Origin of the sequence: Ruania albidiflava DSM 18029 (assembly GCF_000421225.1) — a bacterium.
Taxonomy (GTDB): domain Bacteria; phylum Actinomycetota; class Actinomycetes; order Actinomycetales; family Beutenbergiaceae; genus Ruania; species Ruania albidiflava.
The window spans coordinates 294692-321035 of the sequence record NZ_ATWL01000002.1 but is presented as its reverse complement, the minus strand read 5'-3'; the positions used below and the strand labels follow the sequence as shown (position 1 = coordinate 321035).

Here is a 26344-nt window from a genome sequence, read left to right as displayed (position 1 = left end):
GACCCTGGGGTGCTGCCCCGCGCGAGTGGTGGGAGACGTCAGTCGCGCGGCTTCTCGCGCATCTCGAACGTCTCGATGACGTCGCCTTCGGTGATGTCCCGGTGACCGAGGCTGATACCGCACTCGAAGCCCTCACGGACCTCGGTGACATCGTCCTTCTCCCGCCGCAGCGAGGAGACGGTCAGGTCGTCCGCGACGACCACGCCGTCGCGCAGCAAGCGTGCCTTGCTGTTGCGGCGGATGGTGCCCGAACGCACGATCGAACCGGCGATGTTGCCGAACTTCGAGGACCGGAACACCTGACGGATCTCCGCGGTGCCGAGCTGGACCTCTTCGAACTCGGGCTTGAGCATGCCCTTGAGGGCGCTCTCGATGTCGTCGATCGCGGAGTAGATGACCGAGTAGTACTTGATCTCCACACCCTCGCGGTCGGCGATCTCGGCGACCCGCTCCGCAGGACGCACGTTGAAGCCGATGATCACGGCGTTGTCCACCGTGGCCAGGTTCACGTCGTTCTGCGTGATCGCACCGACACCGCGGTGGATGATCCGCAGGTCGACCTCCTCGCCCACGTCGATCTTCAGCAGTGCGTCCTCGAGTGCCTCGACGGCACCGGACACATCGCCCTTGAGGACCAGGTTGAGGGTCTCCACCTTGCCCTGCTCGAGCGCCTGCGTGAACTCCTCCAGGGAGATCCGCTTGCGCCGCTTGGCCAGGGTGGCGGCCCGTTCAGCGGCCTCTCGCTTGTCCGCGATCTGGCGGGCGGTGCGATCGTCCGGGGCCACCAGGAAGGTGTCACCGGCGCGCGGGACGGACGTGAGGCCGAGCACCTGGACCGGACGGGCAGGGCCCGCCTCGGTGAGGGTGCCGCCATGCTCGTCGAACATCGCACGCACCCGTCCGTGCGCAGTGCCGGCCACGATCGCGTCCCCGACGTGCAGGGTTCCGGACTGGACCAGCACGGTCGCCACCGCACCACGGCCCTTGTCCAGGTTCGCCTCGATGGCCACCCCGCGTGCGTCCTTGTCCGGGTTCGCCTGCAGCTCCAGAGCCGCGTCCGCGGTCAGCAGCACAGCCTCGAGGAGGTCCTCGATGCCCTGACGCTGGGTGGCTGAGACGTCCACGAACATGGTCTCGCCGCCGTACTCCTCAGCCACCAGGTTGTACTCGGTGAGCTGCTGGCGGATCTTGTCCGGGTTGGCCTCCGGCTTGTCCACCTTGTTGACCGCGACCACGACCGGCACGTCCGCCGACTGGGCGTGGTTCAGCGCCTCGATGGTCTGCGGCATCACCCCGTCGTCCGCGGCCACCACGAGGATCGCGATATCGGTGACGTCGGCGCCACGGGCACGCATCGCGGTGAACGCTTCGTGTCCCGGGGTGTCGATGAAGGTGATGGCGCGCTCGTCGCCCTCGTGCTCAGCACGCACCTGGTAGGCGCCGATGTGCTGGGTGATACCACCGGCCTCGCCGGCGACCACGTCCGTGCTGCGGATCGCGTCCAGCAGCCGGGTCTTCCCGTGGTCGACGTGACCCATCACGGTCACCACCGGCGGCCGTGGCGTCCGGTCCTCGTCCGACTCGGCGGCTTCCTCAGCGGCCAGGTCGATGTCGAAGGACTCCAGCAGCTCGCGGTCCTCGTCCTCCGGGGAGACGATCTCGATCACGTAGCCGAGCTCGGCGCCCAGGGTCTGGAACGTGTCCTCGTCCAGCGACTGCGTCGCCGTGGCCATCTCTCCGAGGTGGAAGAGCACGGTGACCAGGCTCGCAGGGTTCGCATCGATCCGGTCACCGAAGTCCGCCAGCGAGGCGCCAGCGCGGATCCGGATGACGGTGTTGCCGTCCCCGCGGGGAACCTGCACGCCGCCGATCGACGGAGCGGACTGCTGCTCGAACTCTTGCCGCTTCGCGCGCTTGGACTTCCGGCCTCGCACCGGGCGGCCACCGGCGCGCCCGAAGGCGCCCTGCGTGCTACCACGGCCACCGCGACCACGGCCACCGAAGCCACCGCCGGGGCGCGGACCGAAGCCGCCGCCACCGCCGCCACCGCGGCCGCGGCCACCACCACCGCCGCGGGTGGGGGCGCCGGGCCGGCCGACCGAGCTGCGTCCGGGCATCATTCCCGGTGTGGGCCGCACACCGCCTGGACGCGGTCCCGCAGCTCCGCTGCCGGACCGTCCCTGACCGCCGCCGGGACGGGGGCCACCGCCCGCACCAGAGCGGGTCTGACCGCCTGGGCGTGGGCCGCCGGGCCGTGGCATGCCTTGGGAGGAGGCGAACGGGTTGTTCCCCGGACGCGGGCCACCGCCACCGGGTCGGCCCTGAGCGCCGCCGCGGCCCTGACCGGGGCGGGGGGCACCCGGTCGCGGCATCCCCTGAGAGGAGGCGAACGGGTTGTTCCCCGGACGGGCGGTGCCGGCACCGGGTCGGGGCCCGGGACGTGCACCGGGCTTCGGCGGGGTCGGTGTGGGTCGGTCCTGGCTCGGCGGGTCGGACTTGGCCGCCGGTGCCTCGGGTGTGGCCGGTTCGGCTGCCTTCTGCGGGCCGGGCTTCGGCTGCTCGGGCGCCGGGGCAGGAGCCTTCGGCTTCTGGTCTGCAGCCGGCTCGGCAGGCTTCTTCGGGGCAGGCTTCGGCCCGCTCGCGGCGGCCTTCTTCGGGGCAGCCTTCTGCGCAGGGGCCTCCTCGGCCTCCGTCTTGGCGGGGATCGCTTCCCGCAGCCGGCGCTGGACCGGCGGTTCGATGGTCGACGACGCAGACTTCACGAACTCACCGAGCTCGTTCAGCTTCGCCATCACGGTCTTGCTGTCGACGCCAAGCTCTTTCGCGAGCTCGTGGACGCGGACTTTTGCCACAACTCTCCTGTCTCGGCCCGTCCCGAGGCAGGGAGGACCGTCCTAGTGATGCGTGTTCATCGCAGGGTGCTCATCGGGTGCCCATCGGCTTCTGACCCGCTCTCTTGTTCGATGACCAACGGTTCGTGCGTGGTGTTCTGGTCGAACCACTCCACCACCGCCGAGTGCTCGACCGGGGCCGGTACTCGCAGCGCCCGGGCCAGGGCCCGGCGGGTGATGGCGCGTTCCAGGCAGTGCAGTTGCGGGTGCAACCACGCTCCCCTGCCGGGTGCGCCGCCGTCTGGATCGACGATCACGGCCGCTGCCGGGACCGACCGATCCACCACGAGGCGAACCAGGCTGGACCGTGAGTCTCGTGCCCGGCACCCCACACAGGTACGCACAGGAGCGGCGGTGGAGCTCGTCATCTCTGCGATCTCTCGTCGATTCCCGGGCGGACCACGGGTCGATGACCCGCGGTGGGCTGCTTGGGCCGGTGACCCAAGGAAAAACTATACTACTCGCGGCCCTGGTGACGCTCGATGGCGCGGCGACGTGGGCGAGGTTACTCCCCGGGCGGGGGCCGGATGACCGGCGTTCACCAGCGTGCCCTGCGACCGGGGTCAGTCGCCGGGCACGGCTGGCGCCGTCACCGGCTCGTCGACGGCGGTGTCCGGGCGGATGTCGATGCGCCAGCCGGTCAGCCGGGCAGCCAGGCGGGCGTTCTGTCCTTCTTTGCCGATCGCCAGGGAGAGCTGGTAGTCGGGCACGATCACCCGGGCCGACCGGGTGGCCTCGTCGACGACCTGCACACTGCTCACCCGTGCCGGGGAGAGGGCGTTGGCCACGAACGTGGCCGGGTCCTCACTGTGGTCGACGATGTCGATCTTCTCCCCGCGCAGCTCGGCCATGACTGCCCGTACCCGCTGTCCCATCGGGCCGATGCATGCCCCTTTGGCACCCAGGCCGGCCACGGTCGAGCGGACCGCCATCTTGGTCCGGTGCCCTGCTTCCCGGGCGAGCGCGGTGATCTCCACGCTGCCGTCGGCGACCTCCGGCACCTCGAGCGCGAACAACCGGCGTACCAGGTTCGGGTGGGTGCGGGAGACGGTGATGCTGGGGCCCTTCGCCCCGCGGACCACATCCAGCACGTAGGCGCGGATGCGTTCACCGTGGGTGTAGGTCTCGGTGGGGACCTGTTCGTGCGCTGGCAGCACAGCCTCCACACCGCCGAGGTCGATGAGCACGACACGCGGGTCCGGACCCTGCTGGATCACCCCGGCCACCACCTCGTCCTGCTTGTCGCGGTACTGACCGATGACCTGGTCGTCCTCCGCGTCCCGCAGCCGTTGCAGGATCACCTGGCGGGCGGTGGCGGTGGCGATCCGGCCGAAGTCGGCGGGGGTGTCGTCGAACTCCGGGCCGAGCTCGGCCGGGGTGGGTCCGTCCGCCTCGGTGAGCACCTCGCGTGCGTAGACGCTCACGTGCCCGCTACGCCGGTCCAGCTCCACACGCGCGTTGCTGTAGGCGCCCTCGGTCCGGTGGTAGGCGGAGAGCAGGGCCTGCTCGATCGCGCTGACCAGCGTGTCCAGGGAGATGTCGCGCTCCTGCTCGATCATCCGCAGCGTGGTCATGTCGATGTCCATGCCGGTTCCTCTCAGTCCTGGGCGTCGTCGACGGGTTTGAGCTCCACGTCGATCCGGCCTCGCACCACCTGTGACAGCGGCACGCTGACGCTACCCGATCCGTCGACGAGCACCACCTCGGCGTCAGTGACCTCGCGGATCCGACCGGTGGCGGTGCTGGTCGTCGTGGTGATCGTCACCAACCGGCCCTGGGCGCGGCGGAAGTGGCGGGGGGTCTTCAGCGGGCGGTCCACCCCGGGGGTGGAGACCTCGAGCAGGTAGGAACCAGCAAGGAGATCCTCAGCATCGTCGAGCCTGCTGGACACCGCGCGGGACACCTCCGCCAACCGGTCGGAGGACACCCCACCGGGCCCGTCCGGCAGGTCGACGGTGACACGCACGAGTCGACGCCGGGAGGGTCCACCCACGTGCACCGCTTCGAGATACAGGCCGGCCTCGGCCACCACCGGTTCCAGGATCTGGTGCACCTCGGTACCGAGCGCATCGGGCCCAGGGGTCGGACTCATCGGTTGATCTCCTTGTGAAGTTGTCGGGTCACCGCGTCTGGTACAGCCTAGGCCGCAGTCCATGGCACGATCAACGCGTGCGCTTCTCCATGCTGGTCGACCGCAACGCTCGCGCCACCGCCCCTCGCTCCGCCGCTGCCGGCCTGCCGACCGCCGCGATCGCTGTGCTGGTGCTGGTGCTGGCACTGACCGGTTGCTCGGTCCGCCTGGACACCCCTCCACCTGCTGTCCCCACCCCCGATGCCACCGAGCAGGCCCGCGCGGCGCTCGCCGAGCAGACCGCGACGCTGGTCTCCCTCGCCCGGGCTGCCCGCGGCGAGGAGGCTACCGGGCAGAGCGCCCCGCAGGCCGACGGACCGGACGTTGCCGCCGAGCTCGAGGCGCTGGCCACCGCCAGCGAGCAGCAGCTGGCGGCACTCGGTGGGCTGTGGACCCCACCGCCCCGGCCCGACGATCCCAGCCCGACCCCAGCTCCGCAGCCGACGGCGACACCGCAGGACGTGCTGACCGCGCTGGAGGAGGCCGCGGCCCAGGTGCAGGAGTCCGTCGGCGACCCGGTCTGGGACGGCGACACCGCTACCCTGCTCGCCTCGATCGCGGTGTACCGGGACGGCGCCCTGGCCCGGTTGTCCCATGCCCTGGGTACCGACGCCCCCGCCCCGGCGGAGTCCGCGACCGAGCTGCCCACCGAGCTCACCGCGGCCTCGGCACCGTTGTGCCGCACGTTGGACGGTCTCGGGTACGCCTACGAGGTGCAGGCCGCACGCAGCGACGGTGAGCAACGCTCGCAGGCCGTGGCGCGTGCTGCGCAGAACCGGGACCTGGCGGAGCAGGTGGCCGTCCTGGGTGGCTACGACGGCACGGCGGAGGACCCTCGGCGGGCGAGCTACGCCGTCGGCGATGATCTGAGCGAGACGATCGTGACCTGGCAGAGCGAGCTGCTGCCCGGCTGGTTGGCGCTCGTGTCCCCCGCTGCCCCAGGCGACCGGACGCTGCTGCTCACCCAGGCCCGGGCCGCAGCAGCGCTGGCGCCGCTCCCGGCAGACGTGGCGTTCCCGGGCCTGCAGACCGACTGAGGCCAACAGCGCAGCGGTGCTCGGGCCACAGCGGCAGGTCAGCCGGCGCGGACCAGCTCGACCAGCCGCGCGACGGCAGCCTCCGGGGCCACCTCCTCCCGCTCCCCGCTGCTGCGGTGGCGGATCTCCACCAACCCGTCGGCCAGCGACCGGCCCACGACCAGCGCCAGTGGCATGCCGAGCAGCTCGGCATCGGCGAACTTCACCCCGGCGGAGACCTTGACCCGGTCGTCGTAGAGCACCTCGACACCGGCCGCCTCCAGCTCGGTGGCGAGCTGCTCCGCAGTGTCGAACACGGTCTGGTCCTTGCCGGTGGCCAGCACGTGCACGTGGTAGGGGGCCAGCGCCAGCGGCCAGGACAGGCCGAGCTCGTCGCAGGTGTTCTCCGCCACGGCCGCCAGCGCTCGGGAGACGCCGATGCCGTAGGAGCCCATCGTGACCGTGGTGGCCTTGCCGTTCACGTCCAGCACGCTCAGGCCGAGCGCATCGGCGTACTTGCGGCCGAGGGCGAATACGTGCCCGATCTCGATCCCGCGCGCCAGCTCCAGCGGGCCGGACCCGTCCGGGGCCGGGTCGCCGGGGTGCACCTCCGCGGCCTCGATCGTGCCGTCAGCGGTGAAGTCCCGTCCGGCGACCAGGCCGAAGACGTGCTTGTCCACCTCGTCGGCACCGGTGATCCAGCTGGTGCCCGGCACCACCCGGGGGTCCAGCAGGTAGCGCAGCGCCGTGCGGTCGGGGCCGTCGCCGGCAGCGGTGTTCGGGCCGACCGCCGCCGGACCGATGTAGCCCTTGACCAGCTCGGGACGGGTGGCGATCTGCTCGTCGGTGGCCGGTGCCACCTCGATCGGCTCCAGCGCACCGGCCAGCCGCGCCAGGTCCACTTCGCGGTCGCCGGGCAGCCCGACCACCACCAGCTCCTCCTGGCCGTCCGGGTGGGTGAGGGCGAGCACCACGTTCTTCAGGGTGTCGGCAGCCGTCCAGGGGCCCTCGGGGCGCGGGTAGAGCTCGTTCGCAGCAGCCACCAGCGTCTCGATCGTGGTGGAGTCAGGGGTGTGCCGGACCTCAGCAGGGGGCAGGCCGGTGGCGTCCACCGGTTCCGGCACCGCCGACTGGGCCGCCTCGACGTTCGCGGCGTAGCCGCCCGGGGAGCGCACGAACGTGTCCTCCCCCGCCGGTGTGGGGAAGAGGAACTCCTCCGACCGGGATCCGCCCATCGCCCCGGAGGTGGCGGCGACGATCACATAGTCCAGTCCGAGCCGGGTGAAGATGCGTTCGTAGGCGTCCCGCTGACGCTGGTAGGAGCGGTCCAAACCATCGTCGTCGATGTCGAAGGAGTAGGCGTCCTTCATGATGAACTCGCGTCCGCGCAGCAGACCCGCCCGGGGCCGGGCCTCGTCCCGGTACTTGGTCTGGATCTGGAAGAGCGTGAGCGGCAGGTCCTTGTAGGAGGAGTACAGGTCCTTGACCAGGAGGGTGAACATCTCCTCGTGCGTGGGCGCGAGCAGGTAGTCGTTCTCCCGCCGGTCCCGCAGCCGGAACAGGTTCGGACCGTAGTCCGACCACCGGCCGGTGGACTCGTACGGCTCGCGCGGCAGCAGCGCCGGGAAGTGCACCTCCTGGGCGCCGGTGGCGGTCATCTCCTCGCGCACGACCTGCTCGATCTTGCCTAGCACCCGCAACCCCAGCGGCAGCCAGGTGTAGATCCCGGGGGCGGCGCGCCGGATGTAGCCGGCGCGCACGAGGAGGCGGTGGCTGGCGAGCTCGGCGTCGGCCGGGTCTTCGCGCAGCGTCCGCAGGAACAGGGTCGACATCCGCATCAGCACCCGGCGAGTCTATCCGTCGCCTGCGCGCGTGGGCGAGGCTGGCGCGCAGGCACGGTGCGGGCCACACTGGACCGCATGCCGGAGATGCCCGAGGTGCAGGGGCTCGTAGACTTCCTCGCCGGCCGGGCCACCGGTCGGCGGATCAGCGTGGCGCGGCTGGGCTCGATCCAGGCATTGAAGACCTACGACCCACCGCTGGAGGACCTGCTCGGCGCCACCGTGCGTGGGGCCCGCCGGCACGGCAAGTGGCTCGATCTGGTCACGGATCCGATGTCCGGTGACGGCGCAGCGCACCTGGTCTTCCATCTCGCCCGCGCCGGGTGGCTGCGCTGGTACGAGGAGCTGCCGAAGACCCAGCTGCGGCCGGGACGATCCCCGATCGCGCTGCGGGTCGGTTTCGACGACGGCTCCGGCTTCGACCTCACCGAGGCCGGGACGAAGAAGAGGCTCGCCGTGCACCTCGTGCGCGACCCGGACGCTGTGCCCATGGTGGCCACGCTCGGCCCAGACCCGCTCGATCCAGCGTTCACCGTCGAGGCGCTCGCCAGCATCCTGGCCGGGCGGCGCACCCGTCTCAAGGGGGTGCTGCGCGACCAGTCGGTGCTGGCCGGGATCGGCAACGCCTACAGCGACGAGATCCTGCATGCGGCGAGGATGAGCCCCTACCTGCTGGCCAGCGCGCTCACCGATGACGACGTGGGGGTGCTGCACGAGGCGATCGTCGCCGTGCTGCAGCGTGCTGTGCAGGCCGCCGCGGGCCGACCGGCGGCGGAGCTGAAGGACGCCAAGCGGGCCGGGATGGCCGTGCACGGGCGAGCCGGCGAGCCCTGCCCAGTATGCGGGGACACAGTGGCGCAGGTGTCCTTCGCAGACTCCGCGCTGCAGTACTGCCCCAGCTGCCAGACCGGTGGAAAGCTGCTCGCCGACCGGCGGATGTCGCGTCTGCTGCGCTGATTCCCGGTTCACGCGAAGAAGCGGGCGAGCTGGGCCGGACAGACTGGAGCGTCAGAACAAGATGGTGGCGAAGGTGCCCACCTGGTGGAACCCGACCTTGCGGTAGACCGCGAGGGCCGCGGTGTTGTAGGCGTTCACATACAACGAGACCACCGGTGCCACGTGCTGTTGTGCATACGCCACCACTGCGGCCATTCCGGCAGCCGCGTAGCCCCGGCCGCGGTAGCGCGGGTTCACCCACACCCCCTGCACCTGGGTCACCCCGAGCGCTACGGTGCCCAGCTCGGCCTTGAAGATCACTTCTCGCCCATGATCGGTGTCCGCCACCCAGGACAGGGACCGCCCGGACTCCACCAGCGCCCGCACCCGCCGTTCGTACCCGCTGCCGGAGTCCAGCGGCGAGTAGCCGACCTCTTCGGTGAACATCGCCACACAGGCTCGCAGCAGCACGTCCAGGTCGGCCCGGTCGGAGAGCCGTACCAGCGGGTTCGGCTCCACCAGCGGGGTGCCGGTGATGGTCAGCGACGGCTGGTCGGCGCGCACCTCCCGTGGTGCCGGTGCCCCCTGCTCGAGGTGCGACCAGAGGCCGAGCACGTCCTGCGCAGGACCCACGATCGAGGAGTAGCGCCGTCGACGGGACCGGAGCCGCTCGGCGATCAGCTCCGCGCCGCCGGGCGGCAGCCGGTAGGGCACCACGTTCCCGCCGGTCCAGCACAGGCCTTCCAGCCGTCCGCCACTGACCAGGCACCACAGCTGGTCCCCGTAGAAGGCGTACCGGCCCAGCGCCTCGACGTGCTCACCGAGCAGCGCGGCCTCCACCGGCGCCTGCAGGCAGAACGCCCGGATGTCGGTCGCCCGCAGGCTGCGCGCGTCCTGGACCTCCAGCGCAGGTGCTGGAGGGGTGCTCCGGGTGTGGCGGGGCCAAGACGGCATGCTGCGATTGTGCCGCACCCAACGGCGGTCCGGAGACGGTCGCGGTCATCGGACCGGCATCGTACCGGTGCCGGTCTGCCCCGAGATGTCCCGGTGGCCCGCTGCGAGGTCGGGCACGGGCCGAGACGCTCGGTCAGGTGAGCGTGACCGGGTTGACGATGTCGGCCACGGCCAGCATCAGGCTCATCCCGACCAGCACCACGAGCACCACATAGGTCAACGGCATCAGCTTGGCGGTGTCCGCGTGCCCAGGATCCGGCCTGCCGAACAGCTGGGCGAGCCGCCGACGGGCGCCCTCGAACAGGGCCCCGGCGATGTGCCCGCCGTCGAGCGGCAGCAGCGGGATCATGTTGAACACGAACAACGCCATGTTCAGCGATGCGAGCAGGGAGAGCAGGTCGGCGGCTCGCTCGGTCATCCCGTACTGGTCGGCATCGATCGAGGCGATCTCACCGGCGTACCGGCCCACGCCGATCAGCCCCACCACGCCGGGGTCCCGTTCACCCCCGCTGAACGTGGACCGCGTGATCGAGACCAGCCGCTGCGGCAGGTGCAGCACCACGTCCACAGTGGCCACCAGCACGTTGCCCACGAACCCCGGCACCTCACTGAGCGGCTGCTGGTAGAGCTCGTAGCTGGCACCGATGCCCACGTACGGCTGCTCGGAGAGCACCGGGTCGCCGCTCTCGTCGAGCACGTACTGCCCGTCGCGCACCTGCGGTCGCTCGGACAGCTCCGGGGTGACGGTCAGGGTGAGCGTCTGCCCGTCCCGCTCCACCTGCACCGGGACCGCTTCGGTGCCGGTGGCCTCGATACCGGCGGTCAGGTCCGCCCAGGAGTCCACCGGTTGGCCGTCCCAGGCCACGATCCGGTCCCCCGGCTGCAGACCGGCCTGCGCGGCCGGGGAGACCGGGTCGGTGGCGGTGCAGTCGCGATCGGCAGTGGCCGGCAGGACGCACTCGGCGACCGTGCCGAGCCGGTTGGACGGGGTGGCCACACCGAATCCGGTGAGGATGATCGCGAACAGCACGGCAGAGATGATCAGGTTCACCACCGGGCCACCGAACATCACGGTGAGCTTTCGCGGTGTGGTCAGCTCGTAGAACGGCTTCTTGTCCTCACCTGGGCGAATCTCGTCGGCGATCTCCGCACCGGAGGCGGCGCGCGTGTCCTCGATCAGCGCTGTGGTCAGCCCCCGCAGGCCGGTGCGCCGGATCCGGTCCTCCGCCTGGGCGTCCTCGCTGCGCTCGTCCCGGCCCGGCGGGAACATCCCCACCATGCGGACGTACCCACCCAGCGGCAGCATCTTGATGCCGTACTCGGTGCCACCACGGTGCGTGGACCACAGCGTCTTGCCGAAGCCGACGAAGTACTGGGAGACCTTCACCTTGAACAGCTTCGCCGGCAGCAGGTGCCCGAGCTCGTGCAGCGCGATGGACAGGATCAGTCCCACCGCGACGATCAGCACGCCTACCAAGAAGTCCATGACCTCTCCAGAGTACGTCGCGTTCCTGACAGGCACCTGGGCCCGCTGCCCGGCCCGTGCGGCCCCATCGACCCGGTCGGTCCCAGGAGGGTGACCGTGGGGGTCATTCGACTGCCAGCAGCACGTCCACCGCGCGGTCCAGGAACGCGTCCACCGGCCCCTCGGCATAGGCACGCGAGCCGCGCGCGGCTGGGAACGTCACCGCCCGGACCTGGCTGGCGGTCAGCGGGGCGCCGGCGTCGAAGTAGTCCACGAGCTTGTCGAGCACTGCGTCCACCGCCGCCGCCTCGTATCCTCGGCCGCGGCGCGGGGGCGCGAAGCGTTCACCTGTGGGCCGCACCAGCCGCGGGTAGAGCGTGGTGGCCCGTTCGGCGACCTGCTCCATCCAGTGCTCCTGACCGTGGGCGGCGATGTGGTCGGCACGGCGACGTTGCACGAACGCCGCCTCCAGCCGGTCCAGCGCCGCGTCCACGGCAGCAGGGTCGTACCCGCCGCGGGTCAGCTCGAAGGCGACGGCACGTACGTCCCCGGCGTCCATGTCCTCGGAGCCGTCCTCGTAGGCAGAGCGGGCGCGGTCGAAGAAGTCTTCGACCTCCTGCCGGTCATACCCACTGCCCCAGCCCTTGACTGTGGGGAACAGGTCTGCCATCCGCCCTCGTCCTCTCGATCGGTCCGACTCTGTGCGCGGCCACGGTGCCGCCGCTACTCCTGGGCGGCGAGCTGCCCGCACGCGCCGGCGATGTCGCTGCCGCGGGTGTCCCGCACAGTGGTGGGGATGCCCGCAGCACGCAAGCGTGCCACGAACTCCGCTTCCACGTCCTTCTCGCTCGCTGTCCAGATCGAGCCCGGGGTCGGGTTGAGCGGGATCGGGTTCACGTGCACCCAGCCGCTGCCCCGCTCGAGGAGCTCGGTGGCGAGCAGGTCCGCCCGCCAGGCGTGGTCGTTCATGTCCTTGATCAGCGCGTACTCGATGCTCACCCGGCGCCCGGTGGCGTCGAAGTAGGCCCGGGCTGCGTCCAGCGCCTCGGCCACCGACCAGCGGGTGTTGATCGGCACCAGCTCCGATCGCAGCTCGTCGTCCGGGGCGTGCAGGGACAGCGCCAGCGTGACCGGGATGGCCTCGGCGGTGAGCTTGCGGATCGCCGGCACCAGCCCGACCGTGGAGACGGTGATGTGTCGGGCGGACATGCCCAGCCCCTCGGGCGGTGGCCCGACCATCCGACGCACCGCGCCGATCACCGTCTTGTAGTTCGCCAGCGGCTCCCCCATGCCCATGAACACCACGTTCGTCAGCCGCCGCTGGCCGCCGGCCAGCTCGCCGTCACGACACATCACCGCCGAACGACGCACCTGCTCGATCACCTCGCCGGTGGACAGGTTCCGGGTGAGACCCTGCTGGCCGGTGGCGCAGAACGGGCAGGCCATCCCGCAGCCGGCCTGGCTGGAGACGCACAGAGTGGCCCGGCCCGGGTAGGCCATCAGCACCGACTCCACCTTGACGTCGTCGAACAGCGTCCACAACGTCTTGATCGTGGCACCGTCGTCGGAGGTGAGCCGGCGGTGCTCGCGGAGCAGGTCGGGCAGCAGCAGGTCGGTCATCTGCGCCCGGGAGGTGACCGGGATGTCCGTCATGTCGGCCGCTTCGCGGGAGAGGTGGGCGAAGTAGTGCGTGGACAGCTGCTTGGCCCGGTAGCCGGGTTCGCCGAGCTCGGCGAGCACCTCGGCCCGCTCGGGCAGGGTCAGGTCGGCCAGGTGCCGCGGCGGCTTCCCGCGGCGCGGGACGGCGAAGGACAGCTGCGGGCGGGATCCGGCGTCTGGCGCATGGCCGGGCAGGACCTGGGGCTGAGAAGTCATCGTGGGGCCATTCTCGCTCATGTCGGTGCCAGCACGAGCATCAGGGCGAACACCACCGGGGCCGCCAGCAGGATGGAGTCCACCCGGTCCAGGATGCCGCCGTGGCCGGGCAGCAGGGTGCCCATGTCCTTGATGCCCAGGTCCCGTTTGAGCATCGACTCGGCCAGGTCACCGAAGACTGCGCCGATCACGGCTGCCACCCCGAGCAGCGCACCGGCCCACCAGTCCAGGTCCAGGCGCCAGAGTGCGAACCCGATACCGACTGCGACGGCCAGCACGAGCGAACCGACGGCTCCTTCCCAGGACTTCTTCGGGCTGACGCTGGGTGCCATCGGGTGCCGGCCGAACAGCACGCCTGCGGTGTAGCCGCCGGTGTCGTTGGCCACCACCAGGGCGATGAGCATGAGCACCCGCCACTGGCCGTCGTCGGCGGAGAGCATGATGGTCAGGAAGCCGGCGAGGAACGGGATGTAGGCGGCGGCGAAGATACCGGTGGTGGCCTCGCGCAGCGCCGCCACTCCGCCGCCGTCGACCACCCGCCAGACGAACACCCCGCCCGCGGTGAGCACGAACGCCACCAGCAGCGCTTCGATGCCGGCGGTGTAGGCGGAGACGAGCATGCCGACAGTGCCCACCGCCAGCGGCAGCAGCGGCAGCCGGATGTCCCGGGTGCGTAGGCCGCGGTCCAGCTCCCACAGACCGCCGATGCAGACCAGCACCGCCAGGGCGAGAAAGATCTCTTTGCGGAAGAACAACGATGCGAGCAGCGCAGCGCCCAGACCGAGGCCGACCGCGATCGCCACCGGGAGGTTCCGACCCGCACGTGAGGTGGCTCCTGGTTCGGTGAGCAGCTCGCGCGGCTCGGCCTGCTCGGCCGGCTGGGCGGGCAGCTCCGCCTCGCCGAGCGGCAGCTGGCCGGTGCTGACCACCTCCTGCTCAGCGGCCAGCTCGGCCTCCAGCTGGGCCGCCCGCTCTGCCGCCCGACGAGCCCGGCGAGAGGTCGCCGGAGCGGTGCCGCCCGGACCGGGCTCGGAGCTAGGGGTGTCAGCGGGCATGGGGCGCCTCAGACCTCGAGGAGCTCTTTCTCCTTGCCGGCGAGCAGAGAGTCGATGATGTCGGTGTGCTTCTTGGTCAGACCGTCCAGCTCGGTCTGCGCACGGGCGACCTCGTCCTCACCGGCTTCGCCGTCCTTGGCGATCCGGTCCAGCTCCTCCTTGGCGCGGCGGCGGATGTTGCGCACGGAGACGCGCGCGTCCTCCCCCTTCGTCTTGGCGAGCTTGACATAGTCACGCCGGCGCTCCTCGGTGAGGGTGGGCAGCACCACGCGGATCACGTTGCCGTCGTTACCAGGGTTGACCCCGAGGTCGGACTCCCGCAGTGCCTTCTCGATCGTGGTCATCGCCCCCTTGTCGTAGGGGCCGATGAGCACCGTGCGGGCCTCCTGGATGGTGATCGAGGCGAGCTGCTGCAGCGGGGTGGGCGCGCCGTAGTAGTCCACCTCGATCTTCTCGAACATGCCGGCGTTGGCACGCCCGGAGCGGATCCCGGCGAAGTCCTCACGGGCCACCTCGACGGCCTTGTCCATCTTCTCCTCGGCTTCGAGAAGGGTGTCGTCGATCACGCTTGCTCCTTGGTGGGTTCGGGGACTGGCTGGGACGTCACGATAGTTCCGATCTTCTCACCTTGGAGCGCTCCGGCGACGTTACCGGGGGTGCCCATGCCGAAGACCCGCATGGTCAGGTCGTTGTCCCGGCACAGCGCCAGTGCGGTGGAGTCCACCACGCGCAGGTCGCGCCGGATGGCTTCCTCGAAGGTGAGGTGGTCGATGCGCACTGCGGTCGGGTCGGTGCGCGGGTCTGCGGTGTAGACGCCGTCGACACCGTTCTTGCCGACCAGCACCTCGTCGCAGTGCGTCTCCAGGGCACGTTGGATCGCCACGGTGTCGGTGGAGAAGTAGGGCATGCCGGCGCCAGCGCCGAACACCACCGCCCGGCCCTTCTCCAGGTGCCGGATGGCGCGCAGCGGGATGTACGGCTCGGCGACCTGTCCCATGGTGATCGCAGTCTGCACCCGGGTGTTCACCGACGCCTTCTCCAGGAAGTCCTGCAGCGCCAGACAGTTCATCACTGTGCCGAGCATGCCCATGTAGTCCGCCCGGGCGCGGTCCAGGCCGCGCTGGGAGAGCTCGGCGCCGCGGAAGAAGTTTCCGCCGCCGACCACGATCGCCACCTGCACGCCGGAGTGCACGGCGGTGGCGATCTCCTTGGCGATCGCGGCGACGACGTCCGGGTCGAGGCCGACCGAGCCGCCGCCGAAGACCTCACCGGAGAGCTTGAGCAGGACGCGGCGCGCGCCGGGTGATGCAGTGGTCATCGGCTTCCTCCCAGAGTGGTGCGGACGGCAGGGTGCGTGCGCACCCGGTGCGCGTGACCGCTGCCGGCCACGCCGCTGATGGTGATGGTACGGGTGTGGCCCCGGTCCGCGCGGGACCGGAGCCACACCAGGGTGCCTCGCGGCTCAGGCGCCCACGCGGAACCGGGCGAAGCCGGTGAGCGTGCCGCCGGCCTCGGTGACGATCTGACCGACCGTCTTCTTCGGGTCCTTCGCGAACGGCTGGTCGAGCAGCACGACCTCCTTGAAGAAGCCGTTCAGCCGACCCTCGACGATCTTCGGGAGCGCCTTCTCCGGCTTGTTCTCGTTCCGGGCGGTCTCCTCGGCGATCCGGCGCTCGTCGGCGACCTTCTCCGCCGGGACGTCCTCACGGCTGAGGTAGGTCGGGGAGAACGCGGCGATGTGCATCGCCACGTCGCGGGCCACTGCAGCACCCGCTTCGTCGCTGGCCACCAGCACACCGACCTGCGGGGGCAGGTCCTTGTTGGTGCGGTGCAGGTACTCGCTCACCTTCTCACCGGCAACCCGGGCGACGCGGCGGACCACGATCTTCTCACCCAGGGTGGCGGCGGCGTCCTCGACGAGCGATGCCACGGTGCTGCCCTCGACCTCGGCAGCGAGCAGCGCCTCGGTGTCGGTCGCACCGGAGGTGACAGCGGCGGCCACGACCTGGTCGGCCAGCGTGGTGAACACCTGGTTCTTCGCCACGAAGTCGGTCTCGGAGTTCACCTCGACCAGCACACCGACCTGGCCGGCGCCGTCGGCGGTGATGGAGCTGGCCACCAGGCCGTCGGAGGCGGAACGGGCCTCGCGCTTGCTCACACCCTTCAGGCCCTTGACCCGGATGATCTCCAGGGCCTTGGCCTGGTCGCCGTCGGCCTCGTCGAGGGCCTTCTTCACGTCGAGCATGCCGGCGCCGGTGCGCTCGCGCAGTGCCTTGATGTCAGCGGCGGTGTAGTTCGCCATCAATGATCCTCTCGCAGATCGGGTGGTGGTCAGTCCTGCGCGGTCTCGGCGTCCTTGGCCCCTGCCTCGGCAGCGGGCTGGGCCGGGGCCTCGGTGGCCGGGCTCTCCGCAGCAGCCTCGGCTGCCGCCTCGGCGGCGGGCTCCTCTGCGGCCGGTGCAGAGCCGGCGGCGGGGGCGTCGGCTGCGGCCGGGGAGACCGCGGCAGCGGCATCAGCGGCGGCGTCGGTGGCGGGAGCCTCGGCAGCCGGGACGGCTTCTGCGCCCGAGGCGCTCTCCGCACCGGCGGGCGCGGCAGCAGCCTTCTCCTGCTCGTGGGTCGCGAGCAGCTCTCGCTCCCACTCGGCCAGCGGCTCGGCGTCGCTGCTGCCAGCGGCGCCGCCACCACCGTGGCGGGCGACCAGACCTTCAGCGGCGCCGTCGGCGACCACGCGGGTGAGCAGGCTGACGGCACGGATCGCGTCGTCGTTGCCCGGGATCGGGTAGTCCACCTCGTCCGGGTCGCAGTTGGTGTCCAGGATCGCCACGACCGGGATGTTCAGCTTGCGCGCCTCCGCGACGGCCAGGTGCTCCTTCTTGGTGTCCACCACCCAGACGGCGGAGGGCAGCTTGGCCATGTCCCGGATCCCGCCCAGGGTGCGGGCCAGCTTGTCCCGCTCCCGGCGCTGCATGAGCAGCTCCTTCTTGGTGTACCCGCTGGCGGCGACGTCGTCGAAGTCGACCTCCTCGAGCTCCTTGAGCCGCTGCAGGCGGCGGCTCACGGTGCCGAAGTTGGTCAGCATGCCGCCCAGCCAACGCTGGTTCACGTACGGCATGCCCACGCGGGTGGCCTGCTCGGCGACGGCCTCCTGGGCCTGCTTCTTGGTGCCGATGAACAGGATGGTGCCGCCGTGGGCGACCGTCTCCTTGACGAACTCGTACGCACGGTCGATGTCCTGCAGGGACTGCTGCAGGTCGATGATGTAGATACCGTTGCGCTCGGTGAAGATGAAGCGCTTCATCTTCGGGTTCCAGCGCCGGGTCTGGTGCCCGAAGTGCACGCCGCTCTCGAGGAGCTGGCGCATGGTGACGACGGCCATGGCTCGTCCTTCCTGGTGTGGGCAAGCCCACACGCTCGTGCCCACGACCAGGCGCGGGCGGATTCGGTTGGTGTTCTGGGCGGCCCGTACCGGCGCTGCCCATGCCTGGTGCGCACGACCTACGGCACCGGCACCAGGTGCCGGACCTCGCCGCAGGATCCCGGGGTTCCCCGGCGGTGCGCACGCGATGTCAGGCGGGATGCCCGAAGACACACCACCTGCAGTGCACATGGTACCGGATCGCAGTGGTGCAGCCGCTGGCGAGCGCGGCCGGTGCGGACCTGGTGGTCGGCCGATGCCTCGTCGTCCACACCCCCTCCCGGGGTCGCCCCGGGGTGCCCGCACACCTCTGCTGGACTCGATGGATGGAACCCGCCCTACCACCCTCTGCTGGGCGGCGAGCCGCTCGCGTCGTGCTCGCCCTGGCTGTGCTGACCGGGCTGACCGGCCCGGCTGTCGGTGCGGCTGCGGGGTCGCTCGGTGCCACCGCCGGGCTAGGCCCTATCGAGCGGCAGGTGTGGCTGTCGCCACCCGCTGATGCTCCCGCCGCCACCGGCTACGACTGGCCGGTGGCCGGCGACCCGCCCCAGGTGGTGCAGGTCTTCGACCCACCGCCAAAGCCGTGGCTGCCCGGGCACCGGGGAGTGGACCTGGCTGCCGTGGCCGGAGCGCGGGTGCGGGCAGCCGGGCCGGGCACAGTCGTCTTCGCCGGGCAGGTCGCCGGCCGGCCGGTGGTGTCCATCCAGCACGACGGTGGGCTGCGCACCACCTATGAGCCGGTGACGGCGCAGGTCCAGGCGGGGGACGCCGTCGAGACGGGAACGGTGCTCGGGCAGCTGGTGGACACGGGAGCGCACTGCGCGACCGCCTGCCTGCACTGGGGTCTGCGTACGGGGACAGACCGCTACCTCGACCCGCTGCTGCTGGTCGGTCAGGAGGTGAGGATCCGGCTCTATCCACCAGGCTGAGCGGGGCGGCTCAGGGATAGGCATGCATCAGCTGGGCACGGAAGGGCACCACCAACGACCCGTCCGCCTCGGCGAACTCGCTCAGTGCGGTGAGCACCGACCGGGCCGCTGCCAGAGCTTCGTCCGGGGTGAGCCGGGCACCCCACGGCATGCCGCGGAGCCGCTCTGCTGCGGCCGCCGTGGTCCCGGCCAGTCGCACGCGCAGGGTGACCTCGCGGCTGACCGGTTCGTGCCAGCCGGCTCCGCGCAGGTCGTGGATCAGCTCGTCGCTGCCGTACCCGGTGGCGTCCTGCAGCGCCTGCAGGCCACCCTGGGCGCCCACCTCTCCCAGTGCGCGCTGGTGTGCCGCGAGGTACGGGTTGGCTTCCACCGGTGACCACACGGTGGCCGCGAAGGAGCCGGTCTCGCGTACCACGCGACGGGCCTCGGTCAGCACCGGACGCGGCTCACGCAGGGCGCCGATGCCGTGCAGGCTGACCACCACGTCCATGCTGTCGGTGGTCAGCGGCAGGTGGTCTGGTGCCGCCTGCAGCCATTCGATCGCGTACCCGGCGCCATGGCCAGAGGCCACTTCCAGCATGGCCGGGTCGTGGTCCACGCCCACCACAGTGCCCATCGGTCCGGCCCGTTCGGCAGCGATCCGGGCGGCGAACCCCGGACCACAGATGAGATCGAGCACCGCTGCCTCGGGCCGGACCTGGGCCGCGTCTACGAGCACGGCAGCGAACGGGGCCATCAGCGGCTCGGCGGTCCGGTCGTAGCGAGCCGCCGCGTCCGGGGAGCATGCGGGCATCGTTGCCATGCCTCCAGCCTAAGCCAGCCGCCGGTGGCCTGCACCCCTGACCTGTGCCGGGTCAGGAGCACCTGCGGTGCAGCCCCGGAGGCACGGGCGGACTACCCGTCAGGCGCGGGGATGGGCCTGGGTGAAGGCGGACCGGAGCCGTTCGGTGGACACGTGCGTGTACCGCTGGGTGGTGGACAGCGAGGCATGCCCGAGCACCTCCTGCACCGAGCGCAGGTCCGACCCGCCGTCGAGCAGGTGGGTGGCGACCGAGTGGCGCAGTCCGTGCGGGGCGAGGTCGCGCACGCCGGCGAGTGCGGTGCTGCGGTGGACAAGGTCGCGCACCTGGCGGGCCCCGAGCCGACCGCCGCGGGCGCCGAGGAACAGGGCTCCGGGGTCGCTGGTCTGCTGCGGGAGCAGGTGGTGGCGTGCGGCCAGCCACTGCTCGACGGCGTCGCTCGCCGGGCGTCCGAAGGGCACCATGCGTTCCTTGTCCCCCTTGCCCAGCACCCGCAGCAGCCGTTCGGCGAGGTTCACGTCGCCCACGTCGGCACCGACCAGCTCGGCGACGCGCACCCCGGTCGCATACAACAGCTCCAGCACCGCCCAGTCCCGGGTTGCCCTCGCCCGGGCTGCGGGCGTGCCTGCTGCGGCGGCCTGCTCCCGGGCGGTGTCCATCACGGCGGCGGCCTCCTCGGCGGTGAGCACCTGCGGCACGGTGGCATCCGGCCCGGGGGAGAGCAGCCGCCCGCCGGGGTCGGTGGCGATCCGGCCGGTGCGCTGGGCCCAGGCGGTGAAGCAGCGCACCGCTGCGACCCGTCGGGCCAGGGTGGCTCGGGCCAGTCCGCGGCCGGACTCCTGGGCCAGCCAGCGGCGCAGCGTGGCCAGGGTGAGGGCGCCGAGGTCGGCGGGTGCGTTCCCGTCCGGGCCGTGCGGCAGGAGCGCGAGGAGGGTGAGCACGTCCCCGCAGTAGGCGCGCACAGTGTGCTCGGACAGTCCGCGCTGGAGGGCCAGGTGGCCGGCGAAGGCGTCCAGCAGCCCAGCGTCACGCTGCTCCTCTGCCCGGGTCATGGCCCCAGGGTGGCACGAGCTGGGGCACACGAGGCGGAGGCAGGCAGCTTCCCCTGTCCCGAACGCTCTGGTTCGCGACGTGAATCGGTTCAGCGGCCGCAAACCAGAACGTTCGCGAACCTGGGGTCAGGCGGCGCTGCGCCGGGCCCGGCGCCAGCGCACACCGTCCCGTTCCACCCGGCCGGCCAGCTCGAGGAACCCGAGCGCGGAGCGCACCTCTCCCTCCGCGAGCCCGCTGCTGCGCACCAGGCTGGCGAGCTCGGCGCCGGCACGTGCCGGGAGTGCGTCCAGCACGATCGCCTGCGCGGGGTCCAGGCCGTCCAGGAGGCCGGCGGCGACCGGCGGTGGCGCGGGCCCGCCGGCTGCGTCCATCGGCCGCAGCAGCTCGAGCACCTCGGCCGCGTCTGTGACGCACACAGCGCCCTCCCGGATCAGCCGGTGGCACCCGGCGGACGTGGAGGATGTCACCGGACCTGGTACGGCAGCCACGGTGCGGCCCAGGTCGGCGGCGTGTCCGGCAGTGTTCAGCGCCCCGGACCGCCAGGACGCCTCCACCACCAGGACCACCTCGGCGAGTGCCGCGATCAGCCGGTTCCGGGACAGGAACCGGTGCCGCATCGGGGAGCTGCCCGGCGGCACCTCGGAGAGCACAGCACCGCACCGGGCCACCTCGGCCAGCAGCGCAGCATTGCCCGTCGGGTAGTACCGGTCCAGCCCGCCGGCCATCACGGCAACCGGCATACCGTCCCCGGCGAGGGTGGTGCGGTGCGCGGCGGCGTCCACACCGAATGCGCCACCAGAGACGATGGCCACCCCCTCGGCAGCCAGCTCGCTGGTGATCGCACCGGTGGTCTCTGCACCGTAGGGGCTGCAGGCGCGAGAACCCACGACGGCCACCGCGACCGGCGCCAGCACGTCCACGTCGCCGAGCAGCCACAGGCAGGGTGGGGTGTCGGTGCCCAGGTCGGCCAGGGCGTCCGGCCAGTCCGGGTCGGAGGGGATGATGAGGCGTCCACCACGACGGGTGAGCACCTGCAGCTCCCGCACCGGGTCCAGGGTGGCCAGACGGGGGATCCAGCGCTGGGCCGCCGTGTGCCAGCGGGCGCCAGCTGCCAGCACCGGTGGGTCGACCCAGGTTCTGGCGGCGCGCACGAGCCAGTCCAGCGCGGGACCCGCGCCCAGCGCCTGGAGCAGGGCTCCGGCCTCTGCGTCGCGGGGTTCGGCGAGTCGGGACCAGGCGGCGCGGGCGAGCCGGTCGTCGGCGATGTCGAAGGGGATGTCGTCAGGCATCAAGGTCTCGATTCCTCAGCGTCAGGGCGGCGCCGAGCTCGGCGGGCCCGGGGTGTTCCAGCCCGTGCAGGTCGGCCAGGGTCCACGCGACCCGGACGACCCGGTCCACCCCGCGCATGCTCAGCTCGGGGGTGTCGGCCACCCGTTTCAACGGGGTGAGCAGGTGCGGGTCGATGCGGCCGGTGTAGTCCCGCAACCAGGGCCCATCCACCTCGGCGTTGGTGCGCCACGGGGTGTCTTTCCACCGCTCGGCCTGTGCGGCGCGGGCGGCAGCCACCCGGGCGGCGACCGTGGCGCTGGTTTCGCCCCTCCGGCTGCTGAGCAGCTGGGCCCGCGGCACCGCCGCCACGTCCACCCGGATGTCCACCCGGTCCAGCAGCGGTCCGGAGAGCTTGCCGGCGTAGTCCCGCAACGCTTTCGGGGTGCATCGGCAGCGCAGCGCCTTCCCGCTGGCCCAGCCGCACGGGCACGGGTTGGCGGCCAGCACGAGCTGCACCCGGCACGGGAAGATGGCCCGCTGGCTGGCTCGCGCCAGCACCACCTGCCCCTCCTCGATCGGTTGGCGCAACGTGTCCAGCACCGTCCTGGGAAACTCTGCGGCTTCGTCGAGCAGCAGGACCCCGCGGTGTGCACGCACCACGGCACCGGGCTGCAGGGTACGGCTGCCGCCGCCGATGATGGCGGCCTTGCTGGCGGTGTGGTGCGGTGCTTCGTACGGGGGCCTGCGGATGAGTCCGCTGCTGGACCGGTAGGTGCCGGCCACGGAGTGCACGGTGGTGACTTCTACAGCGGCGGCATCGTCCAGGTCTGGGAGCAGACTGGGCAGCCGGGCGGCGAGCATCGACTTTCCGGCTCCCGGTGGGCCGGACAGGAACAGGTGGTGGCCACCGGCGGCGGCGACCTCCAGGGCGTGCCGGGCCTGTTCCTGACCGATCACGTCGGCCAGGTCCTTGGCGGCGGGTTCGGCGACCGGCGCCGGGGTGCTGCGTTCCAGTGCGACCGGCTGCAGCATCCGCACCCCTTCGGCGCCGTAGCCGTGCGCCACCTCGCTCAGGTGCCGCACCCCGGTGACCCGGGCGCCGGGCACCAGCTCGGCCTCAGGCACGTTCTCGCTGGGGACCACCACCTCGGGGTGCCCCGCCGCCACGGCGGCAGCGACCGCCGGCAGCACTCCGTGCACCGGGTGCACTGTGCCGTCCAGGCCGAGCTCGCCGAGGTGCACCCGGTTCTCGGCACGCCGGTCGGTGGCCAGGCCGGCGGCGAGCAGCACTGCGACCGCTACGGCGACGTCGAAGGCCGAACCGGACTTGCGTACGTCCGCGGGGCGAAGGTTGACCACGAGGCGCAGGCTGGGCCAGGTCAGCCCGGTGGCGATCACGGCGGCGCGGACCCGTTCGCGGGCCTCCGCGGCAGCAGTGTCCGGCAGGCCGATCAGCTGCACACCGGGCAGCCCCTGGTGCAACGCGGACTCCACCTCCACCAGCAACCCTTCGAGCCCCACCACGGCCACGGACAGTGCGCGGGCGGCGCGCAGCGGCTGACCGGTCACCTCAGGCCACCCCCTGCCGATGGTCGATCCTGGCCGGGCCACCGCGGGGCAGCCAGACGGCGACCACGTCCACCCGCAACCCGGCAGCTCGTACCTCGTGCTCGGCCAGCCACAGCCCCGCGAGCAGCCGCAGCCGGGCGAGCTTGCGCGGGGTCACCGCCTCGGCCGGGTGGCCGGTGCGCAGGCTGCGCCGGGTCTTCACCTCCACGACGACGAGATCGTCACCGTCCTGGGCGACCAGGTCGATCTCCCCGGTCCGGCAGCGCCAGTTGCGGTCCAGCACCGTGCAGCCACGACGTTCCAACCAGCGGCGGGCAAGCTCTTCCCCGGTGCGACCGAGGTCGTCCTTGGCGGCCATCGGATCACCTCCTGTGGTGATCCTGCGGCAGTGCGCGCACGGCTCGTCGGAGCGGGTAGGGCCCCCTGTGGAAACCGGGGCACGACGGCGGAGCCCATCCGCCGTGGGGACCGTCCCGGCTCGTCCGCTCGGCCGCAGCCCGGCCGGCCGCAGTTGGCGGCCGGCTGCGTCAGTCGGGTCGGGCCACGTGCGTCAGCTGGGACAGGTGCGTCAGCTGGGCAGGTCGAGCTCCGGCTTGGCCAGCTCCTCGACGTTCACGTCCTTGAACGTCACCACCCGGACCGACTTCACGAACCGTGCGGAGCGGTAGACGTCCCACACCCACGCGTCCGCCAGGGTGAGCTCGAAGAACACCTCTCCGCCGGCCGAGCGCACCTGCAGGTCCACGTGGTTGGCCAGGTAGAAGCGCCGCTCGGTCTCCACCACGTAGGAGAACAGGCTGACCACGTCGCGGTACTCGCGGTACAGCGCGAGCTCCATGTCGGTCTCGTAGTTCTCCAGGTCCTCACTACTCACCCCTCCATGATGCACCGCAGCGCCAGGTGCGGGTCGCAGGTCGGCCGGCTCGGCGGCAGAGACAGACCGGCGCACCGGGCCCGGTGGGTCAGTGCCGACCGGTGCCGCCGTCGGCGACCCCGACCTCCAGCTCGCCCAGCACCAGCTCGGTGCTCCCCTGGGCCAGCACGTCCCCAGCCTCCTGCAGCAGTGCCGGATGCTCGTCGGGTTCGTCCAGCTCCTCCGGTGCACCGGTGGGCAACGACCAGCTGCGCCGGTGCAGCTCGCACGGGCCGTGCTCACGCAGTGCGGCGAGGTGGTCCGGAGCGGAGTAGCCCTTGTTCTGCGCCCAGCCGAAGACCGGGTAGTCCTCGTGCCGGGCGACCATCATCGCGTCCCGCTCGCACTTGGCGAGCACGCTCGCGGCGGCCACGACTGCACACCGCAGGTCGGCCTTGACCTGCGTACGCACCACGGGTGGCAACGGTCCTTCGAACAGGCCCGGCGCCGTCGTCGACCCGGGAGCGGTGAGCCAGTCGTGGGAGCCGTCCAGGATGACCACCGGCGGCAGCAGACCGTTCTCGGAGAGCGCGGTCAGCGCACGGGTACCGGCGAGCCGCAGGGCGGCGATGATGCCCAGCCGGTCGATCTCGGCCGGCTCGGCGTGCCCCACCGCACCACCGACGCACCAGCGACGGATCGGTGCCTGCAGCTTCTGCCGCACCTCCGGCGTGAGCAGCTTGGAGTCCCGCAGCCCGGCCGGCATCCGCCCGGTGGTCGCGTCCACGACAACGGCACCGACGCTCACCGGCCCGGCCAGGGCCCCGCGACCGACCTCGTCCATCCCGGCCACGAGCGAGTGCCCGGCAGCGAGCAGCTCACGCTCCAGCGCGCGGGTGGGCGGTCTCACGGGTCGGGGACGTCGGCGAAGGTCTCGGTGGGGTTGCTCAGCCATGTGATGCGGTCCAGTGGCCAGGTGATGACGAATGCTCTGCCCACCACATTACGCACCGGGACGAACCCGCGGCCCACTGCGCCGGCATGTGCCCGGGAGTCTGCGGAGCGCGGCCGGTTGTCGCCGAGCACGAACAGGTGGCTCTCCGGCACGGTGACGTCGAACGGTCTCTCGCTCGGAACTGCACCGGGCACGAGATACGGTTCCTCGATCGGTTCCCCGTTCACGGTGATCAGCCCTTCGGCGGTGCAGCAGACCACATGGTCGCCGCCGGTGCCGATCACCCGCTTGATCACGTGCTCGTCGGCGTGCTCGGGCAGCAGCCCGATCCAGGTGAGCACCTGCTCGGCAGCGTTCAGCTCGTGCGGTGGGGTGTCCAGCCAGCCGCCGGGGTCGAGGAAGACCACCACATCACCGCGGTCGATGTCCATCACCTGCGGCACCAGCTTGTTCACCACGAGCCGGTCCCCGACCATCAGGGTCGGTTCCATCGAGACGCTCGGGATGTAGAAGGCCTGGGCGAGGAATGTCTTGATGACCAGGGAGAGCACCAGCGCGCAGACCACCACGATCACGCTCTCTCGCAGGAACGCGCGGATCGGGTGCCGCCGGCGGCGGTTCTTCGCGCTGGCCGACGCGCTGGTCGCCTCGCCGGCCTCTGGTGTCGAGGAGCCGGGTGCGGCGGCGTCCTCCGAACGGGCCCGGCCCGTCTGCTCGCTCACGTCGTCCGCACGAGCACTGGCGGACTGGCTGTCCTCGTGCTCGTCGCCAGCCGCCATGTCACCCCGTCCTCCTCGCGCGGGCTCACGCCCAGTGTGCTCGTGCGGCTCGGGACCGGCGGTCCCGAGCCGGTGATCACTTCGCGGCGGTCTCGCGGCGCTCGCGGATCTTGGCAGCCTTGCCGTGCCGGTCGCGCAGGTAGTAGAGCTTGGCGCGGCGGACCACGCCCCGGCTGGCGACCTCGATGTGGTCCACGGTGGGCGAGTGCAGCGGGAAGGTACGCTCCACACCGACACCGAAGGAGGCCTTGCGGACCGTGAAGGTCTCGCGCACGCCACCGCCGGAGCGGGCCAGGACGACACCCTGGAAGATCTGGATCCGGGACCGGTTGCCCTCGATGACCTTCACGTGCACCTTCACAGTGTCACCGGGCCGGAAGTCCGGGATGTCCTCACGCAGCGAAGCGGCGTCGACGTTGTCCAGGATGTTCATCGTGTACCTTCCCACGGCTGCCACAGGTCACCCGCGCTAGTCCGGGCGGCGTGCGCCGCCTTCGAGTCGAGGGTCAGGCCTGGGCTGTAGATCCCGCTCCCCTGTGGCAGAGGCGGTGAGCGC

26 protein-coding genes are annotated in these 26344 nt (G+C 71.6%); 3 read left to right on the top strand and 23 right to left on the bottom strand.

Annotation, left to right across the window (positions count from 1 at the left end):
- Nucleotides 1-38: 38 nt before the first annotated feature.
- The 4 genes from infB to K338_RS0103885 all read right to left on the bottom strand — a co-directional run bounded on the left by infB (nt 39) and on the right by K338_RS0103885 (nt 4983).
- Entirely contained in the window at nt 39-2852 is a 2814-nt protein-coding gene (gene infB / locus K338_RS0103900) for a translation initiation factor IF-2 (protein ID WP_022916874.1), read from the bottom strand.
- A gap of 56 nt (nt 2853-2908) precedes the next feature.
- Nucleotides 2909-3259 carry a YlxR family protein gene (locus tag K338_RS20345; protein WP_022916873.1) on the bottom strand — a complete coding sequence of 117 codons (351 nt, stop codon included), beginning with the start codon at nt 3257-3259 and terminating at the stop codon, nt 2909-2911.
- 195 nt (nt 3260-3454) lie between these two features.
- Nucleotides 3455-4477 carry a transcription termination factor NusA gene (gene nusA / locus K338_RS0103890; protein ID WP_022916872.1) on the bottom strand — a complete coding sequence of 341 codons (1023 nt, stop codon included), beginning with the start codon at nt 4475-4477 and terminating at the stop codon, nt 3455-3457.
- Nucleotides 4478-4488: 11 nt separating this feature from the next.
- On the bottom strand, nt 4489-4983 hold the full coding sequence (locus tag K338_RS0103885) for a ribosome maturation factor RimP (protein ID WP_022916871.1): 495 nt from the start codon (nt 4981-4983) through the stop codon (nt 4489-4491).
- A 77-nt stretch (nt 4984-5060) separates the two neighbouring features.
- Between K338_RS0103885 and K338_RS0103880 the strand changes: the two genes are divergently transcribed.
- Nucleotides 5061-6059: a DUF4439 domain-containing protein gene (locus K338_RS0103880; RefSeq protein ID WP_022916870.1), complete on the top strand. Its 999-nt coding sequence runs from the start codon at nt 5061-5063 to the stop codon at nt 6057-6059.
- Between the two features lie 38 nt (nt 6060-6097).
- On the opposite strand, the gene K338_RS0103875 is transcribed toward K338_RS0103880, so the two are convergent.
- The gene (locus K338_RS0103875) at nt 6098-7870 is read right to left on the bottom strand and encodes a proline--tRNA ligase (RefSeq protein WP_245542890.1); all 1773 of its coding nucleotides are present in this window, start codon (nt 7868-7870) and stop codon (nt 6098-6100) included.
- An 87-nt stretch (nt 7871-7957) separates the two neighbouring features.
- Between K338_RS0103875 and K338_RS0103870 the strand changes: the two genes are divergently transcribed.
- Nucleotides 7958-8836 (top strand): Fpg/Nei family DNA glycosylase, encoded by an 879-nt coding sequence (locus K338_RS0103870; RefSeq protein WP_027286402.1) that lies wholly within the window; start codon nt 7958-7960, stop codon nt 8834-8836.
- A gap of 51 nt (nt 8837-8887) precedes the next feature.
- Here K338_RS0103870 and K338_RS0103865 read toward each other — a convergent pair whose 3' ends face one another.
- The 9 genes from K338_RS0103865 to rpsB form a co-directional block, all read right to left on the bottom strand.
- Nucleotides 8888-9769: a GNAT family N-acetyltransferase gene (locus K338_RS0103865; RefSeq protein WP_022916867.1), complete on the bottom strand. Its 882-nt coding sequence runs from the start codon at nt 9767-9769 to the stop codon at nt 8888-8890.
- Between the two features lie 133 nt (nt 9770-9902).
- Complete coding sequence (locus K338_RS0103860; RefSeq protein ID WP_022916866.1) at nt 9903-11255, bottom strand: M50 family metallopeptidase; 1353 nt, start codon at nt 11253-11255, stop codon at nt 9903-9905.
- Nucleotides 11256-11358: 103 nt separating this feature from the next.
- A complete protein-coding gene (locus K338_RS0103855; protein WP_022916865.1) occupies nt 11359-11904 on the bottom strand; it encodes a DivIVA domain-containing protein in 546 nt (181 codons plus the stop codon).
- Between the two features lie 53 nt (nt 11905-11957).
- Nucleotides 11958-13109, bottom strand: coding sequence for a dual-specificity RNA methyltransferase RlmN (gene rlmN, locus K338_RS0103850; RefSeq protein WP_022916864.1), 1152 nt, complete (start codon nt 13107-13109; stop codon nt 11958-11960).
- A 17-nt stretch (nt 13110-13126) separates the two neighbouring features.
- Nucleotides 13127-14164, bottom strand: coding sequence for a phosphatidate cytidylyltransferase (locus K338_RS0103845; protein WP_022916863.1), 1038 nt, complete (start codon nt 14162-14164; stop codon nt 13127-13129).
- 8 nt (nt 14165-14172) lie between these two features.
- Nucleotides 14173-14730 carry a ribosome recycling factor gene (gene frr, locus K338_RS0103840; RefSeq protein WP_022916862.1) on the bottom strand — a complete coding sequence of 186 codons (558 nt, stop codon included), beginning with the start codon at nt 14728-14730 and terminating at the stop codon, nt 14173-14175.
- A complete protein-coding gene (pyrH, locus tag K338_RS0103835) occupies nt 14727-15482 on the bottom strand; it encodes a UMP kinase (RefSeq protein WP_022916861.1) in 756 nt (251 codons plus the stop codon). Before pyrH ends, frr begins: the two co-directional genes overlap by 4 nt.
- A 144-nt stretch (nt 15483-15626) precedes the next feature.
- The gene (gene tsf / locus K338_RS0103830) at nt 15627-16466 is read right to left on the bottom strand and encodes a translation elongation factor Ts (protein WP_022916860.1); all 840 of its coding nucleotides are present in this window, start codon (nt 16464-16466) and stop codon (nt 15627-15629) included.
- A gap of 29 nt (nt 16467-16495) precedes the next feature.
- Nucleotides 16496-17542 carry a 30S ribosomal protein S2 gene (gene rpsB, locus K338_RS0103825; protein ID WP_022916859.1) on the bottom strand — a complete coding sequence of 349 codons (1047 nt, stop codon included), beginning with the start codon at nt 17540-17542 and terminating at the stop codon, nt 16496-16498.
- Between the two features lie 365 nt (nt 17543-17907).
- Here rpsB and K338_RS0103820 point away from each other — a divergent pair, with 365 nt between their 5' ends.
- The gene (locus tag K338_RS0103820) at nt 17908-18510 is read left to right on the top strand and encodes a M23 family metallopeptidase (RefSeq protein ID WP_022916858.1); all 603 of its coding nucleotides are present in this window, start codon (nt 17908-17910) and stop codon (nt 18508-18510) included.
- 10 nt (nt 18511-18520) lie between these two features.
- Here K338_RS0103820 and K338_RS24280 read toward each other — a convergent pair whose 3' ends face one another.
- From K338_RS24280 to rplS, 9 genes are all read right to left on the bottom strand, one after another.
- Complete coding sequence (locus tag K338_RS24280; RefSeq protein WP_022916857.1) at nt 18521-19312, bottom strand: class I SAM-dependent methyltransferase; 792 nt, start codon at nt 19310-19312, stop codon at nt 18521-18523.
- A 99-nt stretch (nt 19313-19411) separates the two neighbouring features.
- Nucleotides 19412-20362, bottom strand: a complete 951-nt coding sequence (locus K338_RS0103810) for a tyrosine recombinase XerC (RefSeq protein ID WP_022916856.1) — start codon at nt 20360-20362, stop codon at nt 19412-19414.
- 126 nt (nt 20363-20488) lie between these two features.
- The gene (dprA, locus tag K338_RS0103805) at nt 20489-21652 is read right to left on the bottom strand and encodes a DNA-processing protein DprA (RefSeq protein ID WP_022916855.1); all 1164 of its coding nucleotides are present in this window, start codon (nt 21650-21652) and stop codon (nt 20489-20491) included.
- Nucleotides 21645-23186 carry a YifB family Mg chelatase-like AAA ATPase gene (locus K338_RS0103800; RefSeq protein WP_027286398.1) on the bottom strand — a complete coding sequence of 514 codons (1542 nt, stop codon included), beginning with the start codon at nt 23184-23186 and terminating at the stop codon, nt 21645-21647. Before K338_RS0103800 ends, dprA begins: the two co-directional genes overlap by 8 nt.
- A gap of 16 nt (nt 23187-23202) precedes the next feature.
- Entirely contained in the window at nt 23203-23559 is a 357-nt protein-coding gene (locus K338_RS0103795; RefSeq protein WP_022916853.1) for a YraN family protein, read from the bottom strand.
- Nucleotides 23560-23769: 210 nt separating this feature from the next.
- Entirely contained in the window at nt 23770-24075 is a 306-nt protein-coding gene (locus tag K338_RS0103790; protein WP_022916852.1) for a DUF2469 domain-containing protein, read from the bottom strand.
- An 88-nt stretch (nt 24076-24163) separates the two neighbouring features.
- The gene (locus K338_RS20335; RefSeq protein WP_022916851.1) at nt 24164-24964 is read right to left on the bottom strand and encodes a ribonuclease HII; all 801 of its coding nucleotides are present in this window, start codon (nt 24962-24964) and stop codon (nt 24164-24166) included.
- A complete protein-coding gene (gene lepB, locus K338_RS20330) occupies nt 24961-25788 on the bottom strand; it encodes a signal peptidase I (protein WP_022916850.1) in 828 nt (275 codons plus the stop codon). Before lepB ends, K338_RS20335 begins: the two co-directional genes overlap by 4 nt.
- 76 nt (nt 25789-25864) lie before the next feature.
- The gene (gene rplS, locus K338_RS0103775; protein ID WP_022916849.1) at nt 25865-26221 is read right to left on the bottom strand and encodes a 50S ribosomal protein L19; all 357 of its coding nucleotides are present in this window, start codon (nt 26219-26221) and stop codon (nt 25865-25867) included.
- Between the last annotated feature and the right edge of the window lie 123 nt (nt 26222-26344).